Origin of the sequence: Mycolicibacterium sp. Y3, from assembly GCF_051188035.1 — a bacterium.
Taxonomy (GTDB): domain Bacteria; phylum Actinomycetota; class Actinomycetes; order Mycobacteriales; family Mycobacteriaceae; genus Mycobacterium; species Mycobacterium fluoranthenivorans.
The window spans coordinates 150,397-174,828 of sequence record NZ_JAVQLT010000001.1 but is presented as its reverse complement, the minus strand read 5'-3'; the positions used below and the strand labels follow the sequence as shown (position 1 = coordinate 174,828).

The 24,432-nt window shown below is 66.1% G+C and carries 30 protein-coding genes; 14 read left to right on the top strand and 16 right to left on the bottom strand.

Annotation, left to right across the window (positions count from 1 at the left end):
- Positions 1 to 62: 62 nt before the first annotated feature.
- Positions 63 to 503 carry an SRPBCC family protein gene (locus tag QN239_RS00835; RefSeq protein WP_090361719.1) on the top strand — a complete coding sequence of 147 codons (441 nt, stop codon included), beginning with the start codon at positions 63 to 65 and terminating at the stop codon, positions 501 to 503.
- Positions 504 to 516: 13 nt separating this feature from the next.
- On the opposite strand, the gene QN239_RS00830 is transcribed toward QN239_RS00835, so the two are convergent.
- Positions 517 to 1,275: an Rv3717 family N-acetylmuramoyl-L-alanine amidase gene (locus QN239_RS00830; protein WP_499007687.1), complete on the bottom strand. Its 759-nt coding sequence runs from the start codon at positions 1,273 to 1,275 to the stop codon at positions 517 to 519.
- A 134-nt stretch (positions 1,276 to 1,409) separates the two neighbouring features.
- On the opposite strand from QN239_RS00830, the gene QN239_RS00825 reads away from it, so the two are divergent.
- Complete coding sequence (locus QN239_RS00825) at positions 1,410 to 1,739, top strand: YbaB/EbfC family nucleoid-associated protein (RefSeq protein ID WP_167163527.1); 330 nt, start codon at positions 1,410 to 1,412, stop codon at positions 1,737 to 1,739.
- A gap of 11 nt (positions 1,740 to 1,750) precedes the next feature.
- On the top strand, positions 1,751 to 2,362 hold the full coding sequence (recR, locus tag QN239_RS00820; RefSeq protein WP_090361714.1) for a recombination mediator RecR: 612 nt from the start codon (positions 1,751 to 1,753) through the stop codon (positions 2,360 to 2,362).
- Here recR and QN239_RS00815 read toward each other — a convergent pair.
- The 7 genes from QN239_RS00815 to QN239_RS00785 are packed head-to-tail and all read right to left on the bottom strand — an operon-like array spanning position 2,359 to position 7,302.
- On the bottom strand, positions 2,359 to 2,688 hold the full coding sequence (locus tag QN239_RS00815; protein ID WP_499007686.1) for a hypothetical protein: 330 nt from the start codon (positions 2,686 to 2,688) through the stop codon (positions 2,359 to 2,361). The two genes, recR and QN239_RS00815, sit on opposite strands and share 4 nt — an antisense overlap.
- Before the next feature lie 9 nt (positions 2,689 to 2,697).
- Positions 2,698 to 3,741: an LLM class flavin-dependent oxidoreductase gene (locus QN239_RS00810; RefSeq protein WP_499007685.1), complete on the bottom strand. Its 1,044-nt coding sequence runs from the start codon at positions 3,739 to 3,741 to the stop codon at positions 2,698 to 2,700.
- A complete protein-coding gene (locus tag QN239_RS00805) occupies positions 3,738 to 3,944 on the bottom strand; it encodes a tautomerase family protein (RefSeq protein WP_187097246.1) in 207 nt (68 codons plus the stop codon). The genes QN239_RS00810 and QN239_RS00805 overlap by 4 nt, the downstream gene beginning before the upstream one ends.
- Position 3,945: 1 nt before the next feature.
- Positions 3,946 to 5,433 carry an aldehyde dehydrogenase gene (locus QN239_RS00800; RefSeq protein ID WP_499007683.1) on the bottom strand — a complete coding sequence of 496 codons (1,488 nt, stop codon included), beginning with the start codon at positions 5,431 to 5,433 and terminating at the stop codon, positions 3,946 to 3,948.
- Positions 5,426 to 6,169, bottom strand: a complete 744-nt coding sequence (locus QN239_RS00795) for an alpha/beta fold hydrolase (protein WP_499007682.1) — start codon at positions 6,167 to 6,169, stop codon at positions 5,426 to 5,428. The genes QN239_RS00800 and QN239_RS00795 overlap by 8 nt, the downstream gene beginning before the upstream one ends.
- A gap of 6 nt (positions 6,170 to 6,175) precedes the next feature.
- Positions 6,176 to 6,727, bottom strand: a complete 552-nt coding sequence (locus QN239_RS00790) for an amino acid synthesis family protein (protein ID WP_499007680.1) — start codon at positions 6,725 to 6,727, stop codon at positions 6,176 to 6,178.
- Complete coding sequence (locus QN239_RS00785) at positions 6,724 to 7,302, bottom strand: amino acid synthesis family protein (RefSeq protein WP_499007679.1); 579 nt, start codon at positions 7,300 to 7,302, stop codon at positions 6,724 to 6,726. The genes QN239_RS00790 and QN239_RS00785 overlap by 4 nt, the downstream gene beginning before the upstream one ends.
- A gap of 27 nt (positions 7,303 to 7,329) precedes the next feature.
- Between QN239_RS00785 and QN239_RS00780 the strand changes: the two genes are divergently transcribed.
- The 5 genes from QN239_RS00780 to QN239_RS00760 are packed head-to-tail and all read left to right on the top strand — an operon-like array spanning position 7,330 to position 11,904.
- Positions 7,330 to 8,661 carry a purine-cytosine permease family protein gene (locus tag QN239_RS00780; RefSeq protein ID WP_499016468.1) on the top strand — a complete coding sequence of 444 codons (1,332 nt, stop codon included), beginning with the start codon at positions 7,330 to 7,332 and terminating at the stop codon, positions 8,659 to 8,661.
- Positions 8,654 to 10,270 (top strand): BCCT family transporter, encoded by a 1,617-nt coding sequence (locus tag QN239_RS00775; RefSeq protein WP_499007678.1) that lies wholly within the window; start codon positions 8,654 to 8,656, stop codon positions 10,268 to 10,270. The genes QN239_RS00780 and QN239_RS00775 overlap by 8 nt, the downstream gene beginning before the upstream one ends.
- 12 nt (positions 10,271 to 10,282) lie before the next feature.
- The gene (locus tag QN239_RS00770) at positions 10,283 to 10,723 is read left to right on the top strand and encodes an ester cyclase (protein WP_499007676.1); all 441 of its coding nucleotides are present in this window, start codon (positions 10,283 to 10,285) and stop codon (positions 10,721 to 10,723) included.
- The gene (locus tag QN239_RS00765; protein WP_499007674.1) at positions 10,720 to 11,220 is read left to right on the top strand and encodes a flavin reductase family protein; all 501 of its coding nucleotides are present in this window, start codon (positions 10,720 to 10,722) and stop codon (positions 11,218 to 11,220) included. The genes QN239_RS00770 and QN239_RS00765 overlap by 4 nt, the downstream gene beginning before the upstream one ends.
- A 12-nt stretch (positions 11,221 to 11,232) precedes the next feature.
- Entirely contained in the window at positions 11,233 to 11,904 is a 672-nt protein-coding gene (locus QN239_RS00760) for a GntR family transcriptional regulator (RefSeq protein ID WP_499007673.1), read from the top strand.
- A 3-nt stretch (positions 11,905 to 11,907) separates the two neighbouring features.
- Here the strand turns inward: QN239_RS00760 and QN239_RS00755 are convergent, their stop codons facing one another.
- Complete coding sequence (locus QN239_RS00755) at positions 11,908 to 12,624, bottom strand: type 1 glutamine amidotransferase (protein WP_499007671.1); 717 nt, start codon at positions 12,622 to 12,624, stop codon at positions 11,908 to 11,910.
- Positions 12,617 to 13,849, bottom strand: a complete 1,233-nt coding sequence (locus tag QN239_RS00750; protein WP_499007669.1) for a Mur ligase family protein — start codon at positions 13,847 to 13,849, stop codon at positions 12,617 to 12,619. The genes QN239_RS00755 and QN239_RS00750 overlap by 8 nt, the downstream gene beginning before the upstream one ends.
- Before the next feature lie 74 nt (positions 13,850 to 13,923).
- On the opposite strand from QN239_RS00750, the gene QN239_RS00745 reads away from it, so the two are divergent.
- A complete protein-coding gene (locus tag QN239_RS00745; protein ID WP_090361703.1) occupies positions 13,924 to 14,913 on the top strand; it encodes a DEDDh family exonuclease in 990 nt (329 codons plus the stop codon).
- An 18-nt stretch (positions 14,914 to 14,931) separates the two neighbouring features.
- Here QN239_RS00745 and QN239_RS00740 read toward each other — a convergent pair whose 3' ends face one another.
- The 3 genes from QN239_RS00740 to QN239_RS00730 form a co-directional block, all read right to left on the bottom strand.
- Positions 14,932 to 15,795 (bottom strand): class I SAM-dependent methyltransferase, encoded by an 864-nt coding sequence (locus QN239_RS00740; protein ID WP_499007668.1) that lies wholly within the window; start codon positions 15,793 to 15,795, stop codon positions 14,932 to 14,934.
- Positions 15,796 to 15,882: 87 nt separating this feature from the next.
- Positions 15,883 to 17,187 carry an AurF N-oxygenase family protein gene (locus QN239_RS00735; protein ID WP_499007666.1) on the bottom strand — a complete coding sequence of 435 codons (1,305 nt, stop codon included), beginning with the start codon at positions 17,185 to 17,187 and terminating at the stop codon, positions 15,883 to 15,885.
- 325 nt (positions 17,188 to 17,512) lie between these two features.
- Positions 17,513 to 18,373, bottom strand: coding sequence for a helix-turn-helix domain-containing protein (locus QN239_RS00730; RefSeq protein WP_499007665.1), 861 nt, complete (start codon positions 18,371 to 18,373; stop codon positions 17,513 to 17,515).
- A gap of 73 nt (positions 18,374 to 18,446) precedes the next feature.
- Between QN239_RS00730 and QN239_RS00725 the strand changes: the two genes are divergently transcribed.
- Genes QN239_RS00725 through QN239_RS00715 form a run of 3 tightly spaced genes read left to right on the top strand, consistent with a single transcriptional unit; the run spans position 18,447 to position 20,142 of the window.
- The gene (locus tag QN239_RS00725) at positions 18,447 to 19,067 is read left to right on the top strand and encodes a class I SAM-dependent methyltransferase (protein ID WP_499007663.1); all 621 of its coding nucleotides are present in this window, start codon (positions 18,447 to 18,449) and stop codon (positions 19,065 to 19,067) included.
- A 38-nt stretch (positions 19,068 to 19,105) separates the two neighbouring features.
- Positions 19,106 to 19,555: a hypothetical protein gene (locus QN239_RS00720; RefSeq protein ID WP_499007662.1), complete on the top strand. Its 450-nt coding sequence runs from the start codon at positions 19,106 to 19,108 to the stop codon at positions 19,553 to 19,555.
- Positions 19,555 to 20,142 (top strand): TetR/AcrR family transcriptional regulator, encoded by a 588-nt coding sequence (locus QN239_RS00715; protein ID WP_499007660.1) that lies wholly within the window; start codon positions 19,555 to 19,557, stop codon positions 20,140 to 20,142. Before QN239_RS00720 ends, QN239_RS00715 begins: the two co-directional genes overlap by 1 nt.
- On the opposite strand, the gene QN239_RS00710 is transcribed toward QN239_RS00715, so the two are convergent.
- Both QN239_RS00710 and leuA read right to left on the bottom strand, forming a co-directional pair.
- On the bottom strand, positions 20,139 to 20,525 hold the full coding sequence (locus tag QN239_RS00710; RefSeq protein WP_090361689.1) for an SHOCT domain-containing protein: 387 nt from the start codon (positions 20,523 to 20,525) through the stop codon (positions 20,139 to 20,141). The genes QN239_RS00715 and QN239_RS00710 overlap by 4 nt on opposite strands.
- Before the next feature lie 45 nt (positions 20,526 to 20,570).
- Positions 20,571 to 22,376 (bottom strand): 2-isopropylmalate synthase, encoded by a 1,806-nt coding sequence (gene leuA / locus QN239_RS00705; protein WP_499007658.1) that lies wholly within the window; start codon positions 22,374 to 22,376, stop codon positions 20,571 to 20,573.
- Positions 22,377 to 22,558: 182 nt separating this feature from the next.
- Between leuA and QN239_RS00700 the strand changes: the two genes are divergently transcribed.
- Complete coding sequence (locus QN239_RS00700; RefSeq protein ID WP_499007657.1) at positions 22,559 to 23,497, top strand: hypothetical protein; 939 nt, start codon at positions 22,559 to 22,561, stop codon at positions 23,495 to 23,497.
- A 131-nt stretch (positions 23,498 to 23,628) separates the two neighbouring features.
- Complete coding sequence (locus QN239_RS00695) at positions 23,629 to 23,787, top strand: hypothetical protein (protein ID WP_499007656.1); 159 nt, start codon at positions 23,629 to 23,631, stop codon at positions 23,785 to 23,787.
- Here QN239_RS00695 and QN239_RS00690 read toward each other — a convergent pair whose 3' ends face one another.
- Positions 23,788 to 24,432: a type II toxin-antitoxin system RelB family anti-toxin gene (locus QN239_RS00690; RefSeq protein WP_090361680.1), complete on the bottom strand. Its 645-nt coding sequence runs from the start codon at positions 24,430 to 24,432 to the stop codon at positions 23,788 to 23,790.

Here is a 24,432-nt window from a genome sequence, read left to right as displayed (position 1 = left end):
GTCGCCGACGATGCGACCGCACACACGGGGGCACGCCCCATAGATGACACGGGAGTTTCTGAATGGGACAGGTCAGCGCATCCAACACGGTGTTGATCGACGCGACGCCGGAAGCAGTGCTCGCCGCAGTCGCCGACTACCAGACGGTGCGACCGAAGATCCTCTCCTCGCACTACAGCAATTACCAGGTGCTCGAGGGCGGGCAGGGCGCGGGCACCGTCGTGAGCTGGAAGCTACAGGCCACCGAGTCACGGGTGCGCGATATCAAAGCGACCGTCGACGTGGCGGGCAAGACCGTCATCGAGAAGGACGCCAACTCCACGTTGGTGACCAACTGGACCGTGGCCCCGGCCGGCACCGGATCGACCGTCACGGTCAAGACGTCGTGGAAAGGTGCCGGTGGCGTCAAGGGATTCTTCGAGAAGACGTTCGCGCCGTTGGGCCTGCGCAAGATCCAGGACGCGGTGCTGGCCAACCTGAAGAAGGAACTCGAAGCGGCGTAGCCCGCGACGTGGGTTAGCGCGCAGCCCCGGACGCCAGGTAGGCGACGATGCCCCGGACGATGGCGTCGGCGTACTTCTGGCGTCCGGAATCGGTCTCCATCAGTGCCGAGTCGGCCGGGTTCTTCATGTTGCCGCACTCGACGAGGATCGAGGGGTACTGCGCCAGGTTCAGCCCGGCGATATCCGAACGTGCGTCCAGCCCACCGGAGCCGATGTAGTTGGCCGGCGGGATTCCCGAACCCTGGATCTGGTCACGCATGACCTGCGCGAACTGGATCGCGGGGCCGGCCTGGGCGGTGTTCAGCGGCGGCGATGAGTACAGCACGTGGAAGCCGCGGCCGTTGGCCGGGCCGCCGTCGGCATGGATGCTCACGATGGCGTTCGGGCGGATCGCATTGGCCATGGCGGCGCGCTCGTCGACGCACGGACCCAGCGCGTCGTCGTTGCCCCGCGACATCGCGGTGCGCACGCCGAGTTGGGTGAGTGCTGCCCGTACCCGCAGGGTGGTGTCCCAGTTGAAGCTGTGTTCCGGATAGCCCGAGTTGCTGCTGGTACCGCTGGCCTGGCAGTCCTTGGTACCGCCGCGGCCGGTCGGTACCTGCCGGCTGATGGACGCATCGTTGGCGCCGTTGTGGCCGGGGTCGAGGAACACGATCATGCCGGCGATGTTCGCCGGAGCGGCGGCGGCGGGCGTAGACGACGTTACGGAAGACACGGTGGCGGCGATGAGCAGTGCCGTGGCGCCGACACGCAAGCTGTTGGGGACGTGCACGGCGCCACCGTAACCGGGGTGGAGACTAGTGTTGAAGGACAAACCGCGGTCGGCTCGCGAGCGAAACCAAGTCGAGACCAGGACGCAACCAACACGCAGTGTCAGATTCGAGTCGGACTCAAAAGGAACTCATCATGGAACCCGGCCCCCCCGATATGTCCGCACTGCTCGCCCAGGCTCAGCAGGTGCAGCAGGCGCTGATGGAGGCGCAGGAGGCGCTGGCCAACTCGGAAGTGCACGGCCAGGGCGGCGGTGGCCTGGTGCAGGTCACCATGAAGGGCAGCGGCGAGGTCACCGCGGTGGCCATCGACCCCAAGGTCATCGACCCGGCGGACCCCGAGACGTTGCAGGACCTCATCGTCGGCGCCATCGCCGACGCCTCCAAGCAGGTGACCATCCTGGCGCAGACCCGGCTGGGCCCGCTTGCCGGCGGGATGAGCGGCTTGCAGTTGCCGGGGTTCTGAGATGTGCCCACGTGTTTGAAGGCCCGGTCCAGGATCTGATCGACGAGCTCGGCAAGCTGCCCGGGATCGGGCCGAAGAGCGCCCAGCGCATCGCTTTCCACCTGTTGTCGGTCGAACCTCCGGATATCGACCGGCTGACCGCGGTGCTGGGCCGGATCCGCGACGGTGTCACGTTCTGCGCCGTGTGCGGCAACGTCTCAGACGATCAGCGCTGCCGCATCTGCAACGACTCGCGCCGTGACGCGTCGCTGGTGTGCGTGGTCGAGGAGCCCAAGGACATCCAGGCCGTCGAGCGCACCCGAGAATTCCGGGGGCGCTATCACGTCCTGGGTGGCGCGTTGGATCCGCTGTCCGGGGTGGGACCGGACCAACTGCGGATCCGTGAACTGCTCAACCGGATCGGCGAACGGGTCGACGGTGTCGACATCGCCGAGGTGATCATCGCCACCGACCCGAACACCGAGGGTGAGGCGACCGCCACCTACCTGATGCGCATGCTTCGCGATATCCCGGGCCTGACGGTGACGAGGATCGCGTCGGGCCTGCCGATGGGCGGGGATTTGGAGTTCGCCGACGAGCTGACCCTGGGCCGCGCCCTGGCCGGCCGCCGCGCGATGGTCTAGGAGGCCAGTAGTTCGGCCAACATCAGCTCGGCGACCGGGCTGCCGGCCAGCGGTTTGAGCACCACGTAGTCGGCGATACCGAGGCGCTGTACATCGGCGATCAGGCCGGCCAACCCGTGCGGCGTCCCGACATAGCGCAGTGCGCCGCCGGTGGATACGCCGTCGAGCGCGGCGAACGCCGAACGGGTGTCGCGGTCGATGAGCACCTCGAGATCGAGCAGCACCGGGGTGCCCGGCGTCGCGGCGCGCAGCTCGGCGGCGCGGCGCTGGGCATCCTGCAGATCGACGGCGTGCAGGCGCACTCCATCCTCGACGGTGGCGGTCATAATGACTCCTTACTGGAACGCGGGAACGACTTCCTTGACGAAAAGCTCTAGTGAGGCCCGCTTCTCGGCATGCGACATGCTGTTGTCGCACCAGAAGCTGAACTCGTCGACGCCGAGTTCCTGGTAGAAGCACAGCCGCTCGATCACCTCGGCGGGCGTGCCGATCATGGCGGTGCGGTGCAGGGACTCCAGTTCGAACTCCGGACGCTGCGCGAACTTCGATTCCGGGCTGGGCTCCAGGAATCCGTTGACGGGCGTGGTCGCATTGCCGAACCAGGCGTCGAAGGTGCGATAGAACTTCGAGATCGCCTCGGCGGCGGGACGCCATCCATCGGGATCCTCGGCGGCGTGAACATGGGTGTGCCGCAGCACCATCAAGTCCGGCCGGGGCACCTCGGGGTGGTTGGCGACGGCGGTGTCGAACTTGCGTTTGAGGTCGACGACCTCCTCGTCCCCCTTCATCAGCGGGGTGACCATCACATTGCAGCCCTGGGCCACCGCGAAATCGTGTGAATCGGGGTCGCGCGCGGCGATCCACATCGGTGGAGTCGGTTGCTGCATCGGCTTGGGCACACTGGTGGAGGTGGGGAACTGCCAGATCTCGCCGTCATGCGCGTAGTCGCCCTGCCACAGCTTGCGCACCGCAGGCACCAATTCGCGCAGGTACTTGCCGCCATCGGCGGCCGGGAGTCCAGGAATCATCCGGTCGAACTCGAACTGGTAGGCACCGCGGGCCAGGCCGACTTCCATGCGGCCGTTGCTGATCACGTCGAGCAGTGCGCACTCGCCGGCTGCCCGGATCGGATTCCAGAACGGCGCGATGATGGTGCCCGCACCGAGGCGGATGGTGCTTGTCTGACCGGCCAGGTAGGACAGCAGCGGCATCGGGCTGGGCGAGATGGTGTATTCCATGCTGTGGTGCTCGCCGATCCAGACCGTCGAGAAGCCGCCGGCCTCGGCCAGCAGCGTCAGTTCGGTGAGATTCTCGAAAAGCTCACGGTGGCTGACCGAATCGTCCCAGCGCTCCATGTGGACGAACAGTGAGAACCTCATGTCTGCTCCTTCATCTCGTTCATTTCGGCGATGGTGAGATCGCCGGTGGCCCAATGGGTCCGGGGGACTTCCCGGACGATCACGCGGATGTGTTCGGGGCGCGTGTCGACGGTCCGCAGCACCGCCTCATGCACTTCGTGCATCATGGTGCGGATCTGTTCGGCCGAGCGGCCCGCCGCGATGGTCACCTCGACGAGTGGCATGTCAGCTCCGCATCACGAACGGGTCCGGAACCGGGCCCTCGTCGGTGTTGATCCACACGCTCTTGAGGCGGGTGTATTCCTTCATGGTCTCGGTGCCGTGCTCGATACCGACACCACTGCTCTTGAAGCCCTGCCGCGGTGACATCGGCGACATCGCCCGGTAGGTGTTGACCCAGATGGTGCCGGCCTCCAGCCGCCCTGCCATCCGGTGGGCCCGCGCCAGATTCGTCGTCCACACCCCGGCGGCAAGGCCATAGTCGGTGTCATTGGCCAGGGCCACCACCTCGTCCTCGGTGTCGAACGGCATGATCGCCGCCACCGGGCCGAAGATCTCCTCGCGGACCACCCGCATCTGGTTGTCCACATCCACCAGAACTGTCGGTTCGTAGAAGAATCCGCCGAGGCCGCCGTCGGTGGCGCGACCACCGGTGAGTACTCGGGCGCCTTCGCTGCGTCCTAGTTCGACGTAGGAGGCCACCTTGTCGCGCTGGTCCTCGAAGGCCAGCGGGCCCAGTTCGGTGGCGTCGTCGAGCGGGTTGCCCATCCGGATGCTGCGAGCCCGGTCGGCGACCCGTTCCAGCAGTTCGTCGTAGACGGCGCGCTGGGCGAATACCCGGCTGCCCGCGATGCAGGTTTGGCCGGCGGCGGCGAAGATACCGGCCACCACACCGACTGCGGCATTGGCGATGTCGGCGTCATCGAAAACGATGTTGGGCGACTTTCCGCCCAATTCCAGCGTCGCCCCGATGAATCGACCGGCTGTCGCCGATGCGATACGGGAGCCGGTTGCGGTACTGCCGGTGAACGAGATCTTCGCCAGCCCAGGATGATCCACCAGCGGCTGGCCCGCTTCGACACCGAAACCGGTGACGACGTTGATCGCGCCCGGCGGGAAGCCGGCCTCGATGACCAACTCTGCGAGCTTCAGCACCGTCGCGGAGGTGTACTCGGACGGCTTGATCACCACGGTGTTGCCCGCGCACAACGCCGGCGCGAGCTTACTGGTGGTCAGGGTCAGCGGGGAGTTCCACGGGGTGATCGCTCCGACCACGCCCAGCGCTTCGCGCATCGTGTAGTTGAGCACCCGGCGATCCGAGGTCGGGATGACATCGCCCTGGATCTTGTCGGCCAATCCGGCGTAGTAGTAGTAATACTCGGGCAGCGTCGTCAGCTGACCGCGCATCTCGCGCAGGAGCTTTCCGTTGTCCAGGGATTCCGAACGTGCCAACTCCTCGGCGTGCTCGCCGATGAGGTCACCGAGACGGCGCAGCAGGTGCCCGCGCTTGGTTTGGCTCAGGTCACGCCAGCGCGGATCGTGGAAGGTATCGGTGGCCGATCGGACGGCCGCGTCGATATCGGTGGCGTTGCCGCGAGCCGCCTCGTAGAGCACCTCTCGGGTGGCGGGGTTGGTGCTCGGGAAATACTCGCCCGAGTCCGGCGCGGTGTGTTCGCCGCCGATGAAATGTTGCAGCTTGCGGGGTTCAGACACGAGCGTGGCCTCCAATGAATTTCTCGAAGAAGGAGCTGAGACAGTCGACCAGCTCTGCTGGGCACTGGACGGGCAACATATGACGCGCGCCGGGAATGATCGCGGCGACACAGCTGGGAATGGCAGCGGCGAGACGGTACGTCATCTCGGGGGTGGAGCCTGGGTCTTCGGCGCCGGTGACGGCCAGTGCCGGTACCGTAATCTGATCCAGCTGCGGGCCGATCTCGGCGTCCGCGGTGGCGAAAACCCGGTAGCAGTTGACGAAGCTGGCTGGATCGTTGGCCAGCAGCACCGACTCGGTGGCACGCACCTGCTCGGCGGACACACCGGTACCGTCGTACCAACGATGCAGTGACGCAGCAGAACTCGCCGCGATATTCGAGGTGGCGGTGTCCAGCCGGGTGAGTACCGCTGCTCGCTCGTCCGGGGTTCGACTGCACACCGAGCTGACCGACGTCAGCGATGCCACCAGCTCGGGCCGATGGATGGCCAGATACTGGGCCACCATCGCGCCGAGGGAGAAGCCGACCAGGTGCGAGCCGGCGGGGATCTCCGAAGCGACACCGTCGGCAAGATCGCGCAGACTCACGTCGGCCGGAACCGGCGGCCGCGCGCCGTGCCCGGGCAGATCCGGTGTGACCACCTGGAACCGGTCGGCGAGCAGTGCGGTGACCGGTTCCCACACGGTGTGGTCGAGACCAACGCCGTGAAGCAGGACGAGGGTCGGCGCGGACACGGCGGCCTACTGCTCCGTGCTCAGTGGGGCGAGACGCTGCTGTGGGCGGCCCTGGGCGGACGCGGCGAGCGCGATGACGATCTCGTCGGCGTGCGGGGCGTCGGCGATCCGGACCTCGACGGTCTGGTGGTGCGACCGGATGGTGGCGTCGGTGATGTGCTTGAGCGGGATGTCGAACAGCACGCCGGCCGGCCCGCGCTTCTCCACCGCGGGCAGCAGGGTGGTGGCGCTGGCGGCCTTGCGGAAGTGGTCACCGAACTTCAGGGTGTGGATCAGGCCCGAGCCGTGTTCGATCTCGCCGTCGAGCCCCACGATGGCCGCCTTACCGTAGGCCTCGGCGGGCGCTTGCAGCGCTTCGAGCACCTGCGGTGCCAGCAGGGCCCCCAGATCGGAGGCGTTGGCATCGATGCCGGGATTCAGATCCTCGACGAAACCCTGTGCAGACCAAGGGTTTTCGATCACGGCGGCGACGATCGCGACCCGCGCCGGCGGGTTGACCGCGCGGCCACCCTCGGTGTGGATCTCCTCGACAATGGTGACGATCTTGCGGAGCTTCATGACAGGACACTCTCCAGATTCTTGACGGTAACAGCGGGGTCGGTGGTGCGGTCGCCGATGCGGTGATGCGGCCGTGGGCCGGTGGATCCCGCGGCGATGACGACGATCTCATCGGCGCGTGGTGCGTCTGACACCCGGGCGCTGATGGTCTGGTAATGGCTGCGCGTTGCGGCGTGCGTCTTGTGCCAGAGCGGAACCACCAGTGTCTCGCCGGCTGCGGCGCGCGCGTCGGCAAAACAGATGATCGACTCACCGTCGAGGAATTCCCGCATGAGGTTGCCGAAGAACGGCGTGTGGATCAGGGCGCCGCCGTGTTCGATCTCTCCGGCGCTGCCGACGATGGCTGCCTTGCCGAAGGCCTCGACATCAGCGACTCCGCCGAGCGCCGCGATCAGGCGGTCGGTGAGCAGCTGGGCGAGCACCGGAGCGATCAAGGTGGTTTCCGGGGACAGATCGCGGTCGGTTCCGGTGCCGATCCAGGGGTTGGCAATGACGGCCGCGACGCTGGCCTGCATCGCGGGGTGCGCCGGGCGCGCACCGGCCTCGGTCACCACCGCCTCGCGGTAGATGGTCACTTTACGTAGACCGATCGTGTCAACGGACTGTCGCAGTTCTTCATCTGGTTTGCCGCAGGCATGAACTTTCCGATCATCGTGTTGGGGTTCCTGGCCGTGAGCTACGGACTGTCCCTGACGGCCTCGGTGACTGCGATCGTCGCGGGCTCCCTGGTCGGGTCGATCGTCATGGGGGTGCTGTCGCGGATGGGCGGCCGCCTCGGCGTCGCGCAACAGATTCAGGCTCGCGGACCACTGGGTTTCTTCGGGAACTTCCTGCCCGTGGCCTACGTCAACGTCTTCGCCGGGATCGGCTGGGCTGCGGTTACCGTGATCCTCGGCGGTCAGGCGCTACACGCCCTGGCCCCGGCGATTCCCTACTGGCTGGGCACCCTGGTGCTCGTTGTCGTCCAGTTGGTCGTCGCGGTGTACGGCTACAACATGATCCACTTCCTCGAACGAATCCTGGCGGTGGTGCTGTTCCTCGGCTTCCTGATGATCACCGTCGTCTCGGTGAGCCGCGGCTGGCAGGGCGGGTTCGAGACCAATCCCGCTGCGCCGTACTGGGTCGGCAGCGTCGGTGGGTGGATCACGTTCGCCGGATTCTTCCTCTCCTTCCTCATCGCCTGGTGGCCCTTCGCCTCGGACTACTCGCGCTACCTGCCCGATGAGGATCACGTCAACCGCGCTACCGGCTTCTGGACCTTCGCCGGCAACTTCGTCTCGCTGTCCTGGCTCGGTATCGCCGGCGCCCTGCTGGGCAGCTCCGCAGCCTCGGGCGAAAGCGCCATCGACGCCCTGTTCCGGCTGACCGGCCCGTTTCACGTGGCGGCGTTACTGGTCGTGTTGATCTCGTCCTTCTCACAGAACTTCCTGAACGTCTACGGCGGCGCGATATCGGTACAGACCCTGCGGATTCCGGTCAGCCGGCGCACCGCGGTGATCATCATCTGCGCCGCGGCCTACCTCATCAGCCTGTGGGCCGACGAGAATTTCGAGGCGAAGTTCAAGACCTTCCTGTTCCTCGGTGCCTACCTCATCGCCCCGTTCGGCGCAGTGCTGTTGCTCGACTACGTGCTGGGACACCGCCACGACCGGGCGCGTATCGCAGAATTGTTCGACTCGCGACGCATCCTGGAATGGGGATTCGTGGCGTGGGTCATCGGAGCGGCCGCGTCTGCGCTGTTCTGGAATCTCTCCTTCTTTGTGGGGCCGATAGCCAAGACCCATCCGGAATGGGGAGACCTGTCCTACTTCGTCGGATTCGGAGTCGCGGCGGTGGCCTACCTCGCCACGTACCGGTTGCCGCCGCTGTGGCACCGGGCCACCCCGGTCTTCGCCGATGATCACGATCCTGCCGAAGGGGTGACGCATGTCTGACGGACTCGATACGCAGGGCGCCCAGACCGCGCTCGCAGAACCGGCGGCCGCGCCACCGTCGCACGCCGTTCCGGCCGGCCCGCTCGGGTCGGTGTTCTGGACCTCGGTCGGCATCTCGGCGGTGTTCGTCGCCTGGGCGGTGCTGTTCACCGATAATCTCAACAAGGTCACCACGGCATCCCTGAACTGGGTGACGGGCAGCTTCGGCTGGCTCTATCTGGTTGTGACGCTGGGCATCCTGGTGTTCCTGGTCTTCTTGGCGTTCAGTCCGTACGGCGACATCAGGCTCGGTAAGGACAGCGATCGCCCGGAGTTCACGACCGTCACCTGGCTGGCGATGATCCTCAGCGCGGTGATGGGTATCGGTCTGGTGTCCTACGGTGTGGCGGAACCGATCTCGCATCTCGCGTCGCCGCCGCACGGACTGGCCGAGCCCGGCACGCCGCAGGCGGCGGTGCGGGCCATGCAGTACTCCTATTTCGACTGGGGCCTGCATGCGTGGGCGATCTTCGCGGTCTTCGGCCTGGCCATCGCCTATTCCACCTACCGGATGGGCCGGCGCATCCTGGTCAGCCAGCTGCTGGTGCCGTTGCTGGGGGATCGGGTCAACGGACCCATCGGCACGCTCATCGACGTATTCGCGGTTTTCGCCACGCTTTTCGGTACGACAACCTCGTTGGGCCTGGGCGCGCTGCAGGTCAACAACGGACTCTTCTCGTTGTTCGGCATTCCGGTCACCAATACCAGTCAGGTGATCATCATCGCAGCGGTGACCGCCGTGTTCACCATGTCGGCGGTGACCGGCGTGAGCAAGGGCATCAAGTTCCTCAGTCAGGGCAGCACCGTTATGGCGGCGTCGCTGTTCGTCTTCATGCTGATCGTCGGCCCCACCGTCTTCATCGCCAATCTTTACATCGAGTCCCTGGGCACCTGGGCCACCGACTTCCTCCGGATGAGCTTGCAGGGCACCGCCTTCGGCGGCCTGGAATGGATGCAGTGGTGGACCTACTTCATGCTCGCCTGGTGGGTGTCCTGGGGAGCCTTCGTCGGGGTGTTCCTGGCCAGGATCTCCAAGGGGCGTACCATCCGCGGGTTCATCGTCGGTGTGCTGGTGGTACCCAGTGCGGTGTTCTTCACCTGGTTCACCGTCTTCGGCGGCTCAGCCATCCACGTCGACATGTTCGAAGGCGGACAGATCGCCACCCAGGCCGCTGCCGATATCAACAGCGCCTTCTTCGCCACCCTGGCGCATTTCCCGTTCGCCACGGTGACATCGGTGGTCGCGATCCTGCTGGTGCTGCTCTTCTTCATCTCCGGAGCCGACGCCAACACCTTCGTGCTGGCCATGATGACCAGTGACGGCACCCTCACACCGCGACGTGGTGTGCTGATCCTGTGGGGTGTGCTCACCGGTGTGACCGCCGTGGTGCTGATGTTCGCCGGCGGGTTGAACGCCTTGCAGAACACCGTGATCGTCGCTTCGCTGCCGTTCCTGGTGATCATCGCTGTCCTGGCCGTCTCGTTCTGGAAGGACTTGATCGCCGACAACCGGCGCGTCGAACCCCAGACTCCGCTCGTCGAACTCATCGACGGGCAGGTCGAGCAGTAGAAAGGAAAAGCCATGTCCGAGAAGGATTCCGCTTCCGAAGCGCGTCGAGAGAAGATTCGGGTCGCCTGGGAGGCGGCGTGGGACCGCGGTGAGGTCGACGAGCTCGACGGGCTGCTGTCACCCGACTACCGGCGGATCAGTGCCACCGGAACCAGCCAGGGCCGCGAGGAATTCAAGGCCTCCATCACCGCCACCCGCTCAGCGTTCCCCGACCTGCTGACGATCATCGACGAGATCGTCGTGGAAGGCGATCGGGTGGCCGTGCGCTGGCACAGTACCGGCAATCACGAGCATTCATTCCTGGGCGTGCCCGCCACCAAACGGCGGGTCGAAGTCAGCGGCGCCACATTCGCCCGGTTCGACGGCGAACAGATCGTCGAGGAGCACATCACCTGGGATCCGCGCACGCTGCTCACTGCATTGGGAATAATCGCGGTGGGGCAGGACCGATGACGGCACCGGCGGGCCCCGACCTCGACCTGATGAAACAGGTCAACCGTAGGTTCGTCACCGGCGTCACCGTGGTCACGGCGTTGGACGGTGGCACACCCCGCGGATTGGCCGTCAACGCCTTTGCCAGCATCTCCCTGGATCCGCCGACCGTCATGGTGGCGGTGCAACACACCTCGTCGACGCATGAGTGTCTTTTCCGGGCAACGTATCTGGCGATCAACATCCTGTCCACGGATCAACTCGACGTGGTGACCCGGTTCGCGGGGAAGTCCGAGGACAAATTCGCCGGTCTGCAGTGGCAGCCCGGACCGTTCGGAAGTCCCGTGATCGACCGCAGCGCGGCCGCGATGGAGACGAGGATACTGGAGCGACTGCAGGCCAGCACCCATACCGTCTTCATCTGCCGGGTGGTGCATGCCGAGGTGAATGACCGACACCCGATGGTCTACGGCGCAGGTAAGTTCTTCGACGGCGGTAACCTGGCCGTATTGGCGTAAGGGGGTGTCGCAGTGAGCGAGAAGAATCGTTCGGGTAACGGCTCTATCCAGGGCCGGCTGATCGAGGAGATCCGGCGCCGCATCATCACCGGCTACATCCCCGCCGGGGTCAACATCTCCGAGCTGGCCATCGCCGAGGAGTTCGGGGTCTCCCGCACACCGGTGCGGGAGACGTTCAAACAACTGCAGACCGAGGGCCTGGTGGAGATCCGGCCGCGGGTCGGCACCTTCGTCACCACGCCGTCACGACGTGAGATCACCGAACTGTTCGAGATGAAGGAACTGCTCGAGGGCGCTGCCGCCCGGCTGCTCGCGCAGCGTGGCCGGGTACCCGAGGTCGACAAGCTCGAGGAGAATCTTCGGCAGGCCGACGAGGCCGTGGCACGCGACGACCGGGAGCGTTACGCAGAACTGGTGCAGGAATTCCATGATCTGCTGATCGTCGGTGCCGACAACAACAAGCTCGAGGCGCATTACCGCACACTGATGAACCAGCTCGCCTACGCGCGATTGGTCAACACCTCACTGAGTCAGCCCGGGCGTGCTCTGCAATCCGATCGTGAGCATCACGTGGTACTCGATCTGATCCTGGCCAAGGACGGCGACAGCGCCGAACGCGTCATGCGCGAGCACGTACGGGCCAGCAGGCAGGCACTGCTGGCAGGCCTGGGGACCTCGATCTGACCGCTACACCCGACGCGGTGCGGCCAGGCGTTCGGTGCGCAGCTGTGTCACCTCGGACAGGTCCAGCGGCGGTAGATCCCCGACAACGCGGCTGAGCAGGTGGTCGGCCAGCTGCGGATTGCGGGCCAGGCACGGGCCGTGCAGATAGGTCGCCACCACGCTGCCCTGTACCGCGCCGTCATACCCGTCGCTGAGGCGGTTCCCCGCACCCTTGGTGACCCGGGCCAATGGCTGCGACGAGGAGCCCAGAGTCGTTCCGCCACGGTGATTCTCGAACCCGGTCAACGGTTCGTCGAGCCCGTCGACCAGCGGGGTCGACGTCACCTCGCCGATGGTCCTGGCCTCCTGGGGCGAGGTGGTGACGTCCAGCATGCCGACGCCGTCGACCCGTTCGCCTGCCGAGGTCTCGTACCAGTGCCCGAGAACCTGGATGGCAGCGCAGATTGCCAGCACCGGCGCGCCGTTGGCCGCGGCACGCTGCAGCCCGGGGTGTCGGATCAGATGGCGGGTGGCCAGTCGCTGCGCGTAATCCTCTGCGCCACCGAGGGTGTAGAGATCCAGCGAGTCCGGTACCGGGTCGTCGAGCGTGATCTCCACGATTTCGGCATCGATCCCGCGTAGCCGCAGGCGCTGCCGCAGCACCACCGCGTTGCCGCTGTCGCCGTAGGTGCCCATCACATCGGGCAGTACCAGCCCGATCCGTACGGTCGATTCAGGCATGGCGCTCCAGAGCCCGGCTCAGTTGCAGGAAAGCCGTGTAGTTGGCGATCACCTCGACATGCCCTGGCGGACAAGATGCGATCGCCGCGACGGTGTCGTGCACCAGTGCGTGCTGCACCCCCGCGTAGCCCAGCCGCACGGCGAGGTCCGTTCCGCGCTCACCGGCGGCCACCACGGTCGTATCGTCGAAATGCTCGAACCGCACATCCCACAGCCAGGACAGATCCTCGCCGTCGGGCACCTGGCCGTTGACCGAGATCACCACGCCCGCAGCGTGTTTGTCGACCATCGACAATGCTTCCTGCCAGCCGGCGGGATTCTTGGCCAGCAGCAAGCGCGCGGTGTGACTGCCCACCCGCACCGTCCGGTACCGGCCGGCCACCTCGTCGACGGTGGACACCGCCGCTACCGCCCGAGCCGGGTCGGCGCCGAGCGCCACCGCGGCGGCGACCGCCTGGGTGGCGTTGCCGCGGTTCACCACGCCTGGCAGTGCCAGCTGCATGGGCTGTGAAAAGCCTTCCGGACCATAGATATTCGTGTCGTCGTACCACCATTGCGGGGTGGGACGCTTGAAATCGGTTCCGGTCGAATACCAGTCGGCGCCGTCGCGCACGATGACCTCGCCGGATCGTGGGCAACTCACCGAGTCGCCGGCCCACCCGCCCCCGGCGGCCACCCACACCACGTTCGGGTTGTCGTAGGCCGCCGACGCCATCAGCACGTCGTCACAATTGGCCACGATCACGGCGTCGGGATGCCGGGCCAGTCCCGAACGCAGCGTGCGCTCGATGTGGTTGATCTCGCCGACCCGGTCCAGCTGATCGCGCGAGAGATTCAGCAGCACGATCACCGCGGGCGCCACCGCATCGGCGACGTGCGGCACGTGCATCTCGTCGACTTCCAGTGCAGCCAATTCGGCGTGCCGGGCACCGGCCAACGCGGCCACCAGACCGGCATCCATGTTGGCGCCCTCGGAATTGCTGGCCACCGGTCCAAGCGTGGCCAGCGCGGCCGCCGTCATCCGGGTGGTGGTGGATTTGCCGTTCGTCCCGGTGACCACCACCGAGCGGCGACCCGCACCGAGCTGACCCAGGATGGAGCGATCCAGTGTCATCGCCACCAGGCCGCCGATCATCGCACCGGCGCCGCGGCCGGTCACCCGTGACGCCCAGCGCGCGGCGGCGCCGGCGCCCAGGGCCACTTTCCCGCGAGTAGAGACAGCCATCAGCTGAATTTTAGGGGTCCGACACGCGCGCCTGCGATCGGTGTGTTGTCGGACCGCCGTGCCATCCTCGATTCATGAGCCAGACCTGGGGACGACCGGCGGTCGAGCCGGGCACCGGCTGGGCCGTCGTCGACGTCGAGACCACGGGTTTCCGGCCCGGGCAGGCCCGGGTGGTCAGTGTGGCCGCGCTCGCAGTCGGCGATGACGGCAACGTCGAACACAGTGTGTCCAGCCTGCTCAATCCAGGCGTGGACCCCGGTCCCACCCATGTGCACGGCCTGACCGCGGAGATGCTCGACGGCCAGCCCACGTTCGCCGATGTCGCGCCCCGGTTGATGGAGATCCTGCGCGGGCGCACGCTGGTCGCCCACAACGTGGCATTCGACTACGCCTTCCTGGCCGCGGAGGCCGAGTTGGTCGGTGCGGCGCTGCCGGTGGAGTCGGTGATGTGCACCGTCGAACTGTCCCGCCGGTTGCAGCTGGGCACCGAGAACCTGCGCCTGGAGACGCTCGCCGCGCACTGGGGCGTCACCCAGATGCGCCCGCACGATGCCCTCGACGATGCTCTTGTGCTGGCCCAGATCCTCAAGCCGGCGCTGGTGGCGGCACGCGAGCGCCGATCGTGGCTGCCGATCAGGTCGGTATCGCGCAAGACCTGGCCCAACGGCCAGGTCACCCACGAGGAGCTGCGGCCGCTGAAAACCCTGGCCGCCCGTCGCCCGTGCCCGTTCCAGAACCCTGGACCGTTCGTGACCGGCCGCCCGCTGGTGCAGGGCATGCGGGTGGCGCTGTCGGCGGAGATGGCGCACACCCATGAAGAGGTGATCGAGCGGATCCTCGACGCCGGACTGGCGTACACCGAGAACGTCGACCAGCAGACCTCGGTGGTGGTGTGCAACGACACGGCGCCGGAACAGGGCAAGGGCTACCAAGCGGCCGAACTGGGCGTCCCCTTGATCGCGGACACCGAGTTCATGGCGCTCATCGAACAGGCCGTCGGTGGCCGTGATGTCGAGCAGTTCGTCGACACCACCGGAGACGGCGACCAGTACGCGTTGTTCTGAGCCCCCGGCCGGTGGACGTCAGTCAGGTTTGACGAAGGTGTAGACCCGGTACTGGAGAAGGCTGAGTTTGGAAAGCCATTTCATCCATCGGGTCCCGACGAGCATGGTGCTCTGGGCGTCCTCGGATGCCTGCTCGCGGAAGAACCTCAGCAGGAACGGATACGTCGGCATGGTGTTCTTCCGGATGTTGCGATTTGCGACGAGCTGCAGCCCGGCGCGCCTCCCCATGGACCGGTAACCCCGCAGGGGGACATCGCCGAGCGTTCCATAGGACTTCGCGATTCTGGGGCGGATCGCCATCCAGATCGGCGTCTTGCCGAAGAACATCATGGTCGGGACGAAATCGGACACCGCCAGGTAGCCGCCCGGTTTGAGCACCCTGGCAGCTTCGGCGAGGAACTTCTGTCGCGAGGGGAAGTGAAAAATGCACTCTACTGCCAGGATTCGGTCGAACGAGTTGTCTTCGAACGGCAGCTCGCACGCGTCGCCTTCGACCCAGCGAAGGGTGTTGCCATAGGTGGGCGTGATCTGGGCGTCGGCAGCGGCGAGCTGGCGTGGGTCGATGTTCAGGCCGGTGAGATCCATATCGGAATAGGCACCGTTGATCTGTTGGAGCGTCCCGCCGAAACCACAACCCACATCGAGCAGCTTCTGGCCGTCGGTGAGCTTTCCGGCGTGGAACAGCACGCCGTTCATCGCCTCCATGGCGGCGGTGTAGTCGGCCCGGGTGCCCTCGGCGGCCTTGGGGTCCTCCCAGTACCCCCAGTGCACTTGATTCTCCCAGAGCTGGCCGGTTTCACCGCCCTCCTGGCGTTCCTCCATCAGCAGGTCGAAGTACGGCAGGGCGGGTCTGGAGATGTGTTGCGCCGACATCGTTTTCATATCAGTTGCCTCCGCGGATTCGGTGGACGAGAGAGTCATCTGTTGCCTTTCACGTAGGTTCGAGGTCGCCATGTTCGTTGCCCTCGGTCATGGCGTGGGCATCCATTCGGCAAGAGCAAGGATCATGAACACCACCAGAGCGAGGCCGATCAACCCGCCGGCGGGAATCATGGCGACGCAGACCACCACCCAGACCAGGAATCGCGACCACTCGAATGGCTGGTTGCCCACCACGCGGCCGTATCGTGCCCGCAGCGTGTGGTAGGTCGCCCAGACGCCTGCACCGGCGACGGCGACGGTGATGATGCGCAATCCGTCCGGGGTGGCCAACAGGGCCACGCCCGCCATGAGTATCGCTGCGGCACACCGTCCCCACACCGTTCCTCGACAGTCCGTCGTGAGTGTGGTCGCCGGACTGCGATCGGGCTCGCCGCGATACCGGGGCAGGCGCCCGTCGATTCCCAGCAGCCGCCAGATCCAGCGCGACCACACCGGGCGCAGACCGAGGTCGGCGGCGGCACGCCGGACGTCGGCCGCCGACTCGGCCAACAGTCGACGTGAGTGGGCACTTCGCCAGTACGCGGGCTTGAAAACCTGCCGGGGGATCCCGAACTGCCGAACGAATGCGCGCGGCGGCGTGAGCATCTCACCGATCAGCCAGCGCAGAAAGAACGGGAAGGTGAGGGCGTACAACGCCCGTCGTAATCGCCCGGCGCTCCCGATCTGCTGCGCCAGGTGGATGTCGGCAAACGTGATGTGGCGTGCTTCCTCCGCCAGATGGATCGAGGTGATGCGATTGAGCAGCGGGGGTACCTGGGTGGCGCCGCGATGCTGCAGCGTCTGCTGGAAGTGCAGTGGCTGTTCGCCACACAAGACCCCGATGAAGAGAAAGATATTGGCGTAGCCGCCGATGAAGGCGATGATCGGACCGATGATGCGGGAGGCACGGCGCATTCCGGGGACGTCTTCACGGGTGCGGTTGACGAATTCCTGGAACATCTGGATGTGATGACACTCGTCGGACAGTTCGTTGAGCAGATACCGGAAGACCTCGGCGCCGTTGGGCAGACTGCCCGCGTAGTGCACGACGCCGCGCACGAGCATCATCTCGAACTGAAGGGTGACCTTGAGCATGTTCGCGGTCATCCAGCGGCCCATGTCGATACGCCGCTGCAGCGACTGTTCGCCATACCACTGCGTTGCCGCCAGCGGGGCGGCGTCCGGATCCAATTGCCAGCGCGGATCGTCCTCGGTCAAGACGTTCTCCGTTGCGTCCCAATCGATATCACGATAGGGGTCGAACGCCAGACGGGTCATTGCCTCGGTGAGCGCCGTGACCTCGTCCGAATATTCGGCCGCGGACGTGTCGTCGGTGCGACTGAGCGTCGTCATCAGATGACGCGTTCTGCCATGGCGAACGGGATGACGCAGACCGGCGCCGAGGTCTCGGCGCACTCTGCCGGCGGGCAATCCCATTGCATACCGATCTCCATCCGCTGTCGCTAACGCAATTGCTATCACCTGCGTGATCGCTGTGTACGCATGTGCGCCAAGTCGTTACGCTTTGCGCGCCGACCCGTTACGAGCGAGAGCTAGACGGTAACTGGGGGAGACGGTTTGGCCGATTGGGCGGATTGACACCAAATCGAAATCTCTTGTAGTGCAGTCGGGCACCGAGATCGGGTGCAGTCGGCGGGACAATCGCAGGGATCAGCGATCAGTTTGCGCTCGTACCGCCCCGCCAACGCCGCGGCGGTACGCCGTGCTGGCGGTGGAACAGTCGGGCGAAGTAACCCGGGTCGCCGACACCGACACGGCGGGCGATCTCGGCGACGGGCAGGTCCGTCCCGGCGAGCAGGGCGCGGGCCTCGGTCATCCGCCGTTCGATGATCCACTCTTGTACCGTGCGCCCGGTCCTGAGGCGCACCACGGTGGTCAGATGCCCGGGGGTCAGTCCGAGTTCGGCGGCCACGTCGCTCAGTGACAGGGGTTCACCGATACGCCGTTCGATGACGGCGAAGACATCGGCGATCAAGGGCTCACCGCTGCGGCGCAGATCGGCCACCACGTCACCGGTCATGCGGGCCAGGTCGATCAGCAGCAGGGTGAGGTGGGCCAGGACTGCTTGCCGGTAACCCTCGCCGCGGACCGTGAGTTCTGCATCCATCGAGTCGATGGTGTTGTCCCAGAATGCCTTCCGATCCGGCGGAAGCTGGAGGTGCAGGATTCCGCCGGCATCGCCGTGCAGGAACGGGAACAGCAGGGGATGTCCGCGCCAGGACGGCCACGGCGAACGGGTGCTGTCACCGAGTGCGGCGGCGTCGAAGAACACCACGGTCACGTCGGGTGTATTCCGGATCCACACCGGGTCGATCGGTTCGCCCGCTGCGACGACGTACACGGAACTGCTCTCCGCGACATAGGTCAGGAGCGGAAAATCGTGGATATGGCGGCTCTTCTGCAGAACGTTGTCGGGCAGAGATCGGATCACCACGACCGGGTCCTGGTGGGTCGCCGGGGAGTACTCGTAGACCGGCACACCGTTGACGTGCCGAGCGGGTCGGACAGCCGAGGTCATGACATGAAGATAGTCCTGATTTGGTCGAAGATCGCACAACATCCGAGTTCACGACTGGTGCAACATGGAAGCCATGAGCAATGATCATCCGAATTCTGTTGCCAAGACGCGGGGCAACCGACACGACTACCTGCCCGCCGCCGGGCACGATCTGCTGTTACCCGCCTATGACCTGCTCACCCGTGTCCTCGGCATGCCGCCCGCCTACGACATGTTGGTGGCCCAAGCCGAACTGTTCGCAGGTGCTCGCGTACTCGACATCGGTTGCGGTACGGGAAATCTCACCATCAGGGCGAGACGGGCCGAGTCGGCCGTGCAGATCACCGGTATCGATCCGGATCCCCGCGCGCTGGAAAAGGCGCGGAAGAAGGCTCCGGGTGTCACCTTCGAGCGTGGTTATGCACAGGAACTACCGTTTGCCGATGGGTCGTTCGATCGGGTGCTGTCGTCGATGATGTTGCACCACCTGGATCCCGAGATGCGCAGGGCCGCGCTGGGCGAGGCGTACCGGGTGCTGCGGCCCGGAGGCAGTGTTCACATCGTCGATGTGGTGGGCCGGCACCTCTCGGTGGCCCATGCCGATGGCGAACTGCCCGGTCTGCTGCGCGAGGCCGGTTTCGACTGCGCTGATCTGGGTTCCCGGCGGCTGCGCCTGGTGGGTCCGGTCGCCTTCTTTCGGGGTACTCGGGCATAGATTGTCACCACTACTTCCGTAGTGGTAACCTACGCACCATGAATACCACTACAGATGTAGTGCAACTGTCGCGGTGGAAGACGTACCGCCGCCACGGGTATTACTTCCGCGAGGCCGCGATGCTCACCATCCTGATCGGGTTCGGCATGCATCTCTGCCGCGTCCTGTTCGGCGACGAGGCCGCGCTGCGCTACGTCGTCACGCCCGTCGGTGACCTGCTGCTGTTGGTACCGATGGCCTACGCCGCCGTCACCGGAATCGTCGGTTACCGCCGGATGGCGTTCGTCAACCGGCCCCACCGCATCGCGCTGACGGCGGCGATCGGCTACATCGCGGTCAGCGTCCCGCTGCACCTGTATGTGCTGTTCGTGCTGGGCGATGTCAGCTTTTATGTCCACCTGGCCGGCTACTGGTTCAGCTACCTGCTGCTCTGCCTGGTCTACCCGGTGTTCCTGGTCATGCTGGCTCGGGTGCGGTACCGGGACTAATGCCGCCGAATCCGCACCGCCGCGCCGTGCTGCTCGACGCCGCGATCGACATCCTGGGCGAGATGGGCGCCGGAGGGCTCACCCACCGCGCGGTCGACGAGCGCGCGGGACAGCCCGCCGGCACGACCTCGAACTACTTCAGGACCAGGATGGCCCTGCTGGAGGCCACGGCCGCGCGCCTCGTGGAACTGCAGTGGCAGCACGTCGGCCTGCTGCAGAACGGGTTGGGAACGCTGAACCGGGAGACGCTGGCCACGATGATGACGGCGATGGTCACCGATCTCGGCGGCCCGAACGGGCGACGGCAACTAGCGCGGTACGAACTGTTCAACGAGGGCGTGCGGCGGCCCGAGCTGCGGCCGTTGTTGGGTGAGATGCAGTCGGCGGCATTGAAGTCGGCATCGCTACTGCTGGCCGCCGCGGGGCTGGCGGTGACCGACGAGCAGGTGGGCGAACTCGCCCGGTTGCTCAACGGGTTGGCCTACAGCAACCTGACGTTCATCGCCGGCCAGCCCGGCGCGTCCGATCTTGCCGGGCTGGTCGAGCGGATGCTGACTGCCGTACTCGGGCAGTCTGAGCGAAACTAGCTGAGCGCCTTGGTCTTCAGTGCGTCGAACTCGCTCTGGCTGATGGTGCCGGCGTCCAGCAGTTCTTTGGCGTGCGCGATCTCTTCGGCCGGGGAGCGGCCCGCGGCTTCCCGGATGTAGTCGTCGGTCTGCTTCTTGGCGGCCGCGGCGGCTTCGCGGGCCCGTTCGGCCATGCCGTTGCCGCGGGCGATGAGGTACACCAGTGCCGTCAGCCACGGGAAGACGATCAGCAGGATCACCCAGATCGCCTTGGCGAAACCGGATGTCTTGTGGTCACGCCAGAACAGGTCCGTGAGGATCTGGAACAGCACGAGCAGGTAGGCGATCCAGGCGAAGATGATCAGGAAGTGCCACAGGAAATCCCATGTCGAACCCCAGTCCATAGCTACTCCTCGTAGGCGACGGTGCGTTATTTACGCATACGTCAGTCAATCACGCGCGGCACGGTTCACGGCGGATACCACCGCCCGCAGTGACGCAGTTGTGATCGACGTCGCGATACCGACACCCCAGACGGTCTTGCCGCCGATGGACGCCTCGACATAAGCGGCGGCCTGGGCCTCTTCACCCGAGGACATGGCGTGCTCGGAGTAGTCCAGCACGTTCACGTCGTAGCCGATCGCGCCCAGGGCGTCGCAGAACGCGGCCAGCGGACCGTTGCCGGCGCCGACGATCTCGCGTTCGACCCCGTCGACCTTGACCACCGCGGTGATGGTGTCGGTGCCGCCGTCGACCTCGGCGGCGTCCACCTTCTGACGCATGCGCTCCAGCGGTGTGATCGGCGCCAGGTACTCGTCGGCGAAGACATCCCAGATGGCCTTGGGTGAGACCTCGCCACCTTCACCGTCGGTGATCGCCTGGATGGCCTTGGAGAATTCGATCTGCAGCCGCCGGGGCAGCACCAAACCGTGGTCGGCCTTCATGATGTAGGCCACCCCGCCCTTGCCGGACTGCGAGTTCACCCGGATGACGGCCTCGTAGGTGCGTCCGACGTCCTTGGGGTCGATGGGCAGATAGGGCACCTGCCAAAGGATGTCGTCGATATCTGAGTCGATATCGTCCGCATCGACCTTCATCTGATCCAGGCCCTTGTTGATGGCGTCCTGGTGGCTGCCGGAGAAGGCGGTGTACACCAGATCTCCGCCGTAGGGATGCCGTTCGTGCACCGGCAGTTGGTTGCAGTACTCCACGGTGCGGCGGATCTCGTCGATGTTGGAGAAGTCGATCTGCGGATCCACCCCGCGGGAGAACAGGTTCAGCCCCAGGGTCACCAGGCAGACGTTGCCGGTCCGTTCACCGTTGCCGAACAGGCAGCCCTCGATCCGGTCCGCACCGGCCTGATAGCCCAATTCCGCTGCGGCGACACCGGTCCCGCGGTCATTGTGCGGGTGCAGGCTCAGGATGATCGACTCCCGCGGCGACAGGTGACGGCTCATCCACTCGATCGAATCGGCGTAGACGTTCGGGGTCGCCATCTCGACGGTGGCGGGCAGGTTGATGATCAGTGGCCACTCGGGGGTGGGCTTGACGACCTCGGCCACCGCGTTGCAGACGTCGACGGCGTACTCCAGCTCGGTGCCGGTGTAGGACTCCGGGGAGTACTCGAAGCGCCACCGCGTCTGCGGGTACTTCTCGGCCTCTTCGACGCACATGCGGGCGCCGTCCGTGGCGATCTTCTTCACCGCTTCCCGGTCGGCGCGGAACACCACCCGGCGCTGCAGGATCGAGGTCGAGTTGTAGAAGTGCACGATCGCCTGCGGGGCGCCCGCGCAGGCTTCGAAGGTCTTGGCGATCAGCTCCGGGCGGCACTGGGTCAGCACCTGAATGGTGACATCGTCGGGGATGGCGCCCTGCTCGATGATCTCGCGGACGAAGTCGAAGTCGGTCTGGCTGGCCGACGGGAAACCGACCTCGATCTCCTTGTAACCCATCCGCACCAGCAGGTCGAACATCCGGCGCTTGCGCGCCGGGCTCATCGGGTCGATCAGGGCCTGATTGCCGTCGCGCAGGTCCACGGCGCACCAACCGGGGGCGTGGGTGACGACGGTGTCGGGCCAGGTGCGGTCGAAGGGGGCTGCGGGCTGTCCACCTGGGACTTCAGCGGCGAAGCTGCGGTACCGGTTGACCGGCATCGCGGACGTGCGCTGGGTGTTCCAGGCGGGCTGGCCGGCGCGGCGCGGGCCGGCGGGCGTGGTGATGGTGCGGGCAGAGGTGTAGGCGTCTGGGCTGTTCATGGTGTTCGCTCCGGAGTCTTGGGATCAATCCCGTGGATTTCAGACCGGCGCATCGCCAAACACCCGCGACGGGTAGCCGGTCTGGTCAGACCCCGTCGCGGCGTCCGAGAAGGAGCACCCGCTGCACGTGCGTTACTCTACTCCGCATCGCTGTGGCGCCAAAACCCCGCTCTGTGCAGTCCGTGCTGGTCCTGTTACTCGTCACGGTGCTCGGCCTCGCGGGATGTGCCCGGTTCATCCCCGCCGCACCGCGCGCCGCGGCCCCCGATCCCGGGTACTTCTTCGCCGGGCCCGTGTCCACCTACGGGGTGCCGGTGAGCCCCGCGCAACGGGATCGGCTGGCGTATCTGCGCGCACTTCGCCGCCTCGACCCGTGTGGCCTGCTGACCCGTGAAACGCTCGCGAAAATCGGTGAGATCGGTTCTGTCGGAACGATGTTCGCCTTCGACGAATGCGATGTGGACATCAAGGTGGCCGGCGAAAGCGCCCGCCGCTACGTGAGCGTGTGGGTGGGGCTGGACACCCTGGAGCCGTCGCCGTGTGAATTCGTGGGGACGCTGCCGCTGGCACGCCTGCCCGGCGCCCCACCACTGTCCGGGCCGGTGGAACCGGTGGTCCGGATCACCCCGATCACCGAACAGTCGTGCGGATTCGCCGACGTCATCGGGCGGTCGGCGGCGCCGATACTCGACGCGACGCGGCCCCCGATCCGCGATGGTGCGGCGGCCTACCCTGTCGTGCTCGCCGAGCGCGATCCCTGCGAGATCGTGCCGGTGGTGCCCGCGGCGCGGTGGGATATCGGCGCCACCCGGCCGCACATGTGTGCCGTGACGCTGGCCGATCGCACCGCCGTGCGGCTCACGTTGCAGCCTCAACTGTTCGAACCGGGCACCGACAACCGGTCGCGGCTCAGTCGCGACGGTGTCGTGGTGTTCCTCGATACCCAACTCTGTACGGCAAGTGTGTTCCTCGGTGCTCCGATGCGCCGCAAACTGCTCGGCGGCGACTATCTGCGCCCTTCGGACGTGGTGATCCGCCCCTCGGTCTCGGTGGAGAGCACCCCGCCGCGGTGCGAGGCGGTCACCGATATCGCGGTCTCGGCGGCCAAACTCTTCGGCTGAATCCGGAGCGCCTTCCCCTGATCGGGGGACACCGGGTTCATCCCGGATATCCACCACTCGCCCGACAGACCGTGGCCCTGCGCCCGGGCATCGTTGAGTCAACAGCGCACTCACGCAAAGGAACTCACGACATGATCAACTTCGTCAAAGCCATCGGTGCCCCGATCCTGGCCGCCGGCGTCCTCGGCGCTGCGGCACTCGGACTGTTCGGCGCGACCGGCGCCGTCACCGGTCTGGAAACGGCTGCGACCGCGCAGTCGGCCACCGGAACCGCGTTCCACCACCAGTAGTCAGACCTGGGTGTCCGGGAACGCGATCACCGAGAGGAACCGGATCGGTAGCGCCACCAGATCCACCGGGCCGTGCGCTCCCTCGCCGTCCATCTGCAGGGAGTCACCCGGGTGCAACCGGTACACCGATCGGCTGTGGCTGTAATCCATGACCCCCTCGAGCATGAAGATGAACTCCGTGCCCGGATGCTGGAACAGCGGATAGGTCCGGCTCTTCTCGCTCAGCGTGACGTGCAGGCACTCCAGCCGTTTGTGCTCGCCACGCAGCGAGCTCAGCAGCTGGTACTCATGCCCCTCCTTGGTGCCGTTGCGCACGATGCGCGCCCCGGTGCCCGACTTCACGAAAGCGGCCGGGCGTTCGACGTCGGCCCCGCGGAACAGGCTGGTCACCGGCACGTCGAGACCCTTGGCCAGCAGCGCAAGCGTGGACAGGCTGCACGAGGTCTGGGCGTTCTCGATCTTGGACAGCATCGCCTTGGAGATGCCCACCCGGGCCGCCATCTCCGCGACGGTCAGCCCTTGGGCCAACCGCAGCTGGCGCACATTGCGCCCGATGGCGGCCTCGAACTCGAGGTCGTCGGGCGGCGCCTGCGGATCCCGGTCCCGGGCGATGCCGGAATTGCGGAGCAGTGGGACGTCACTCAT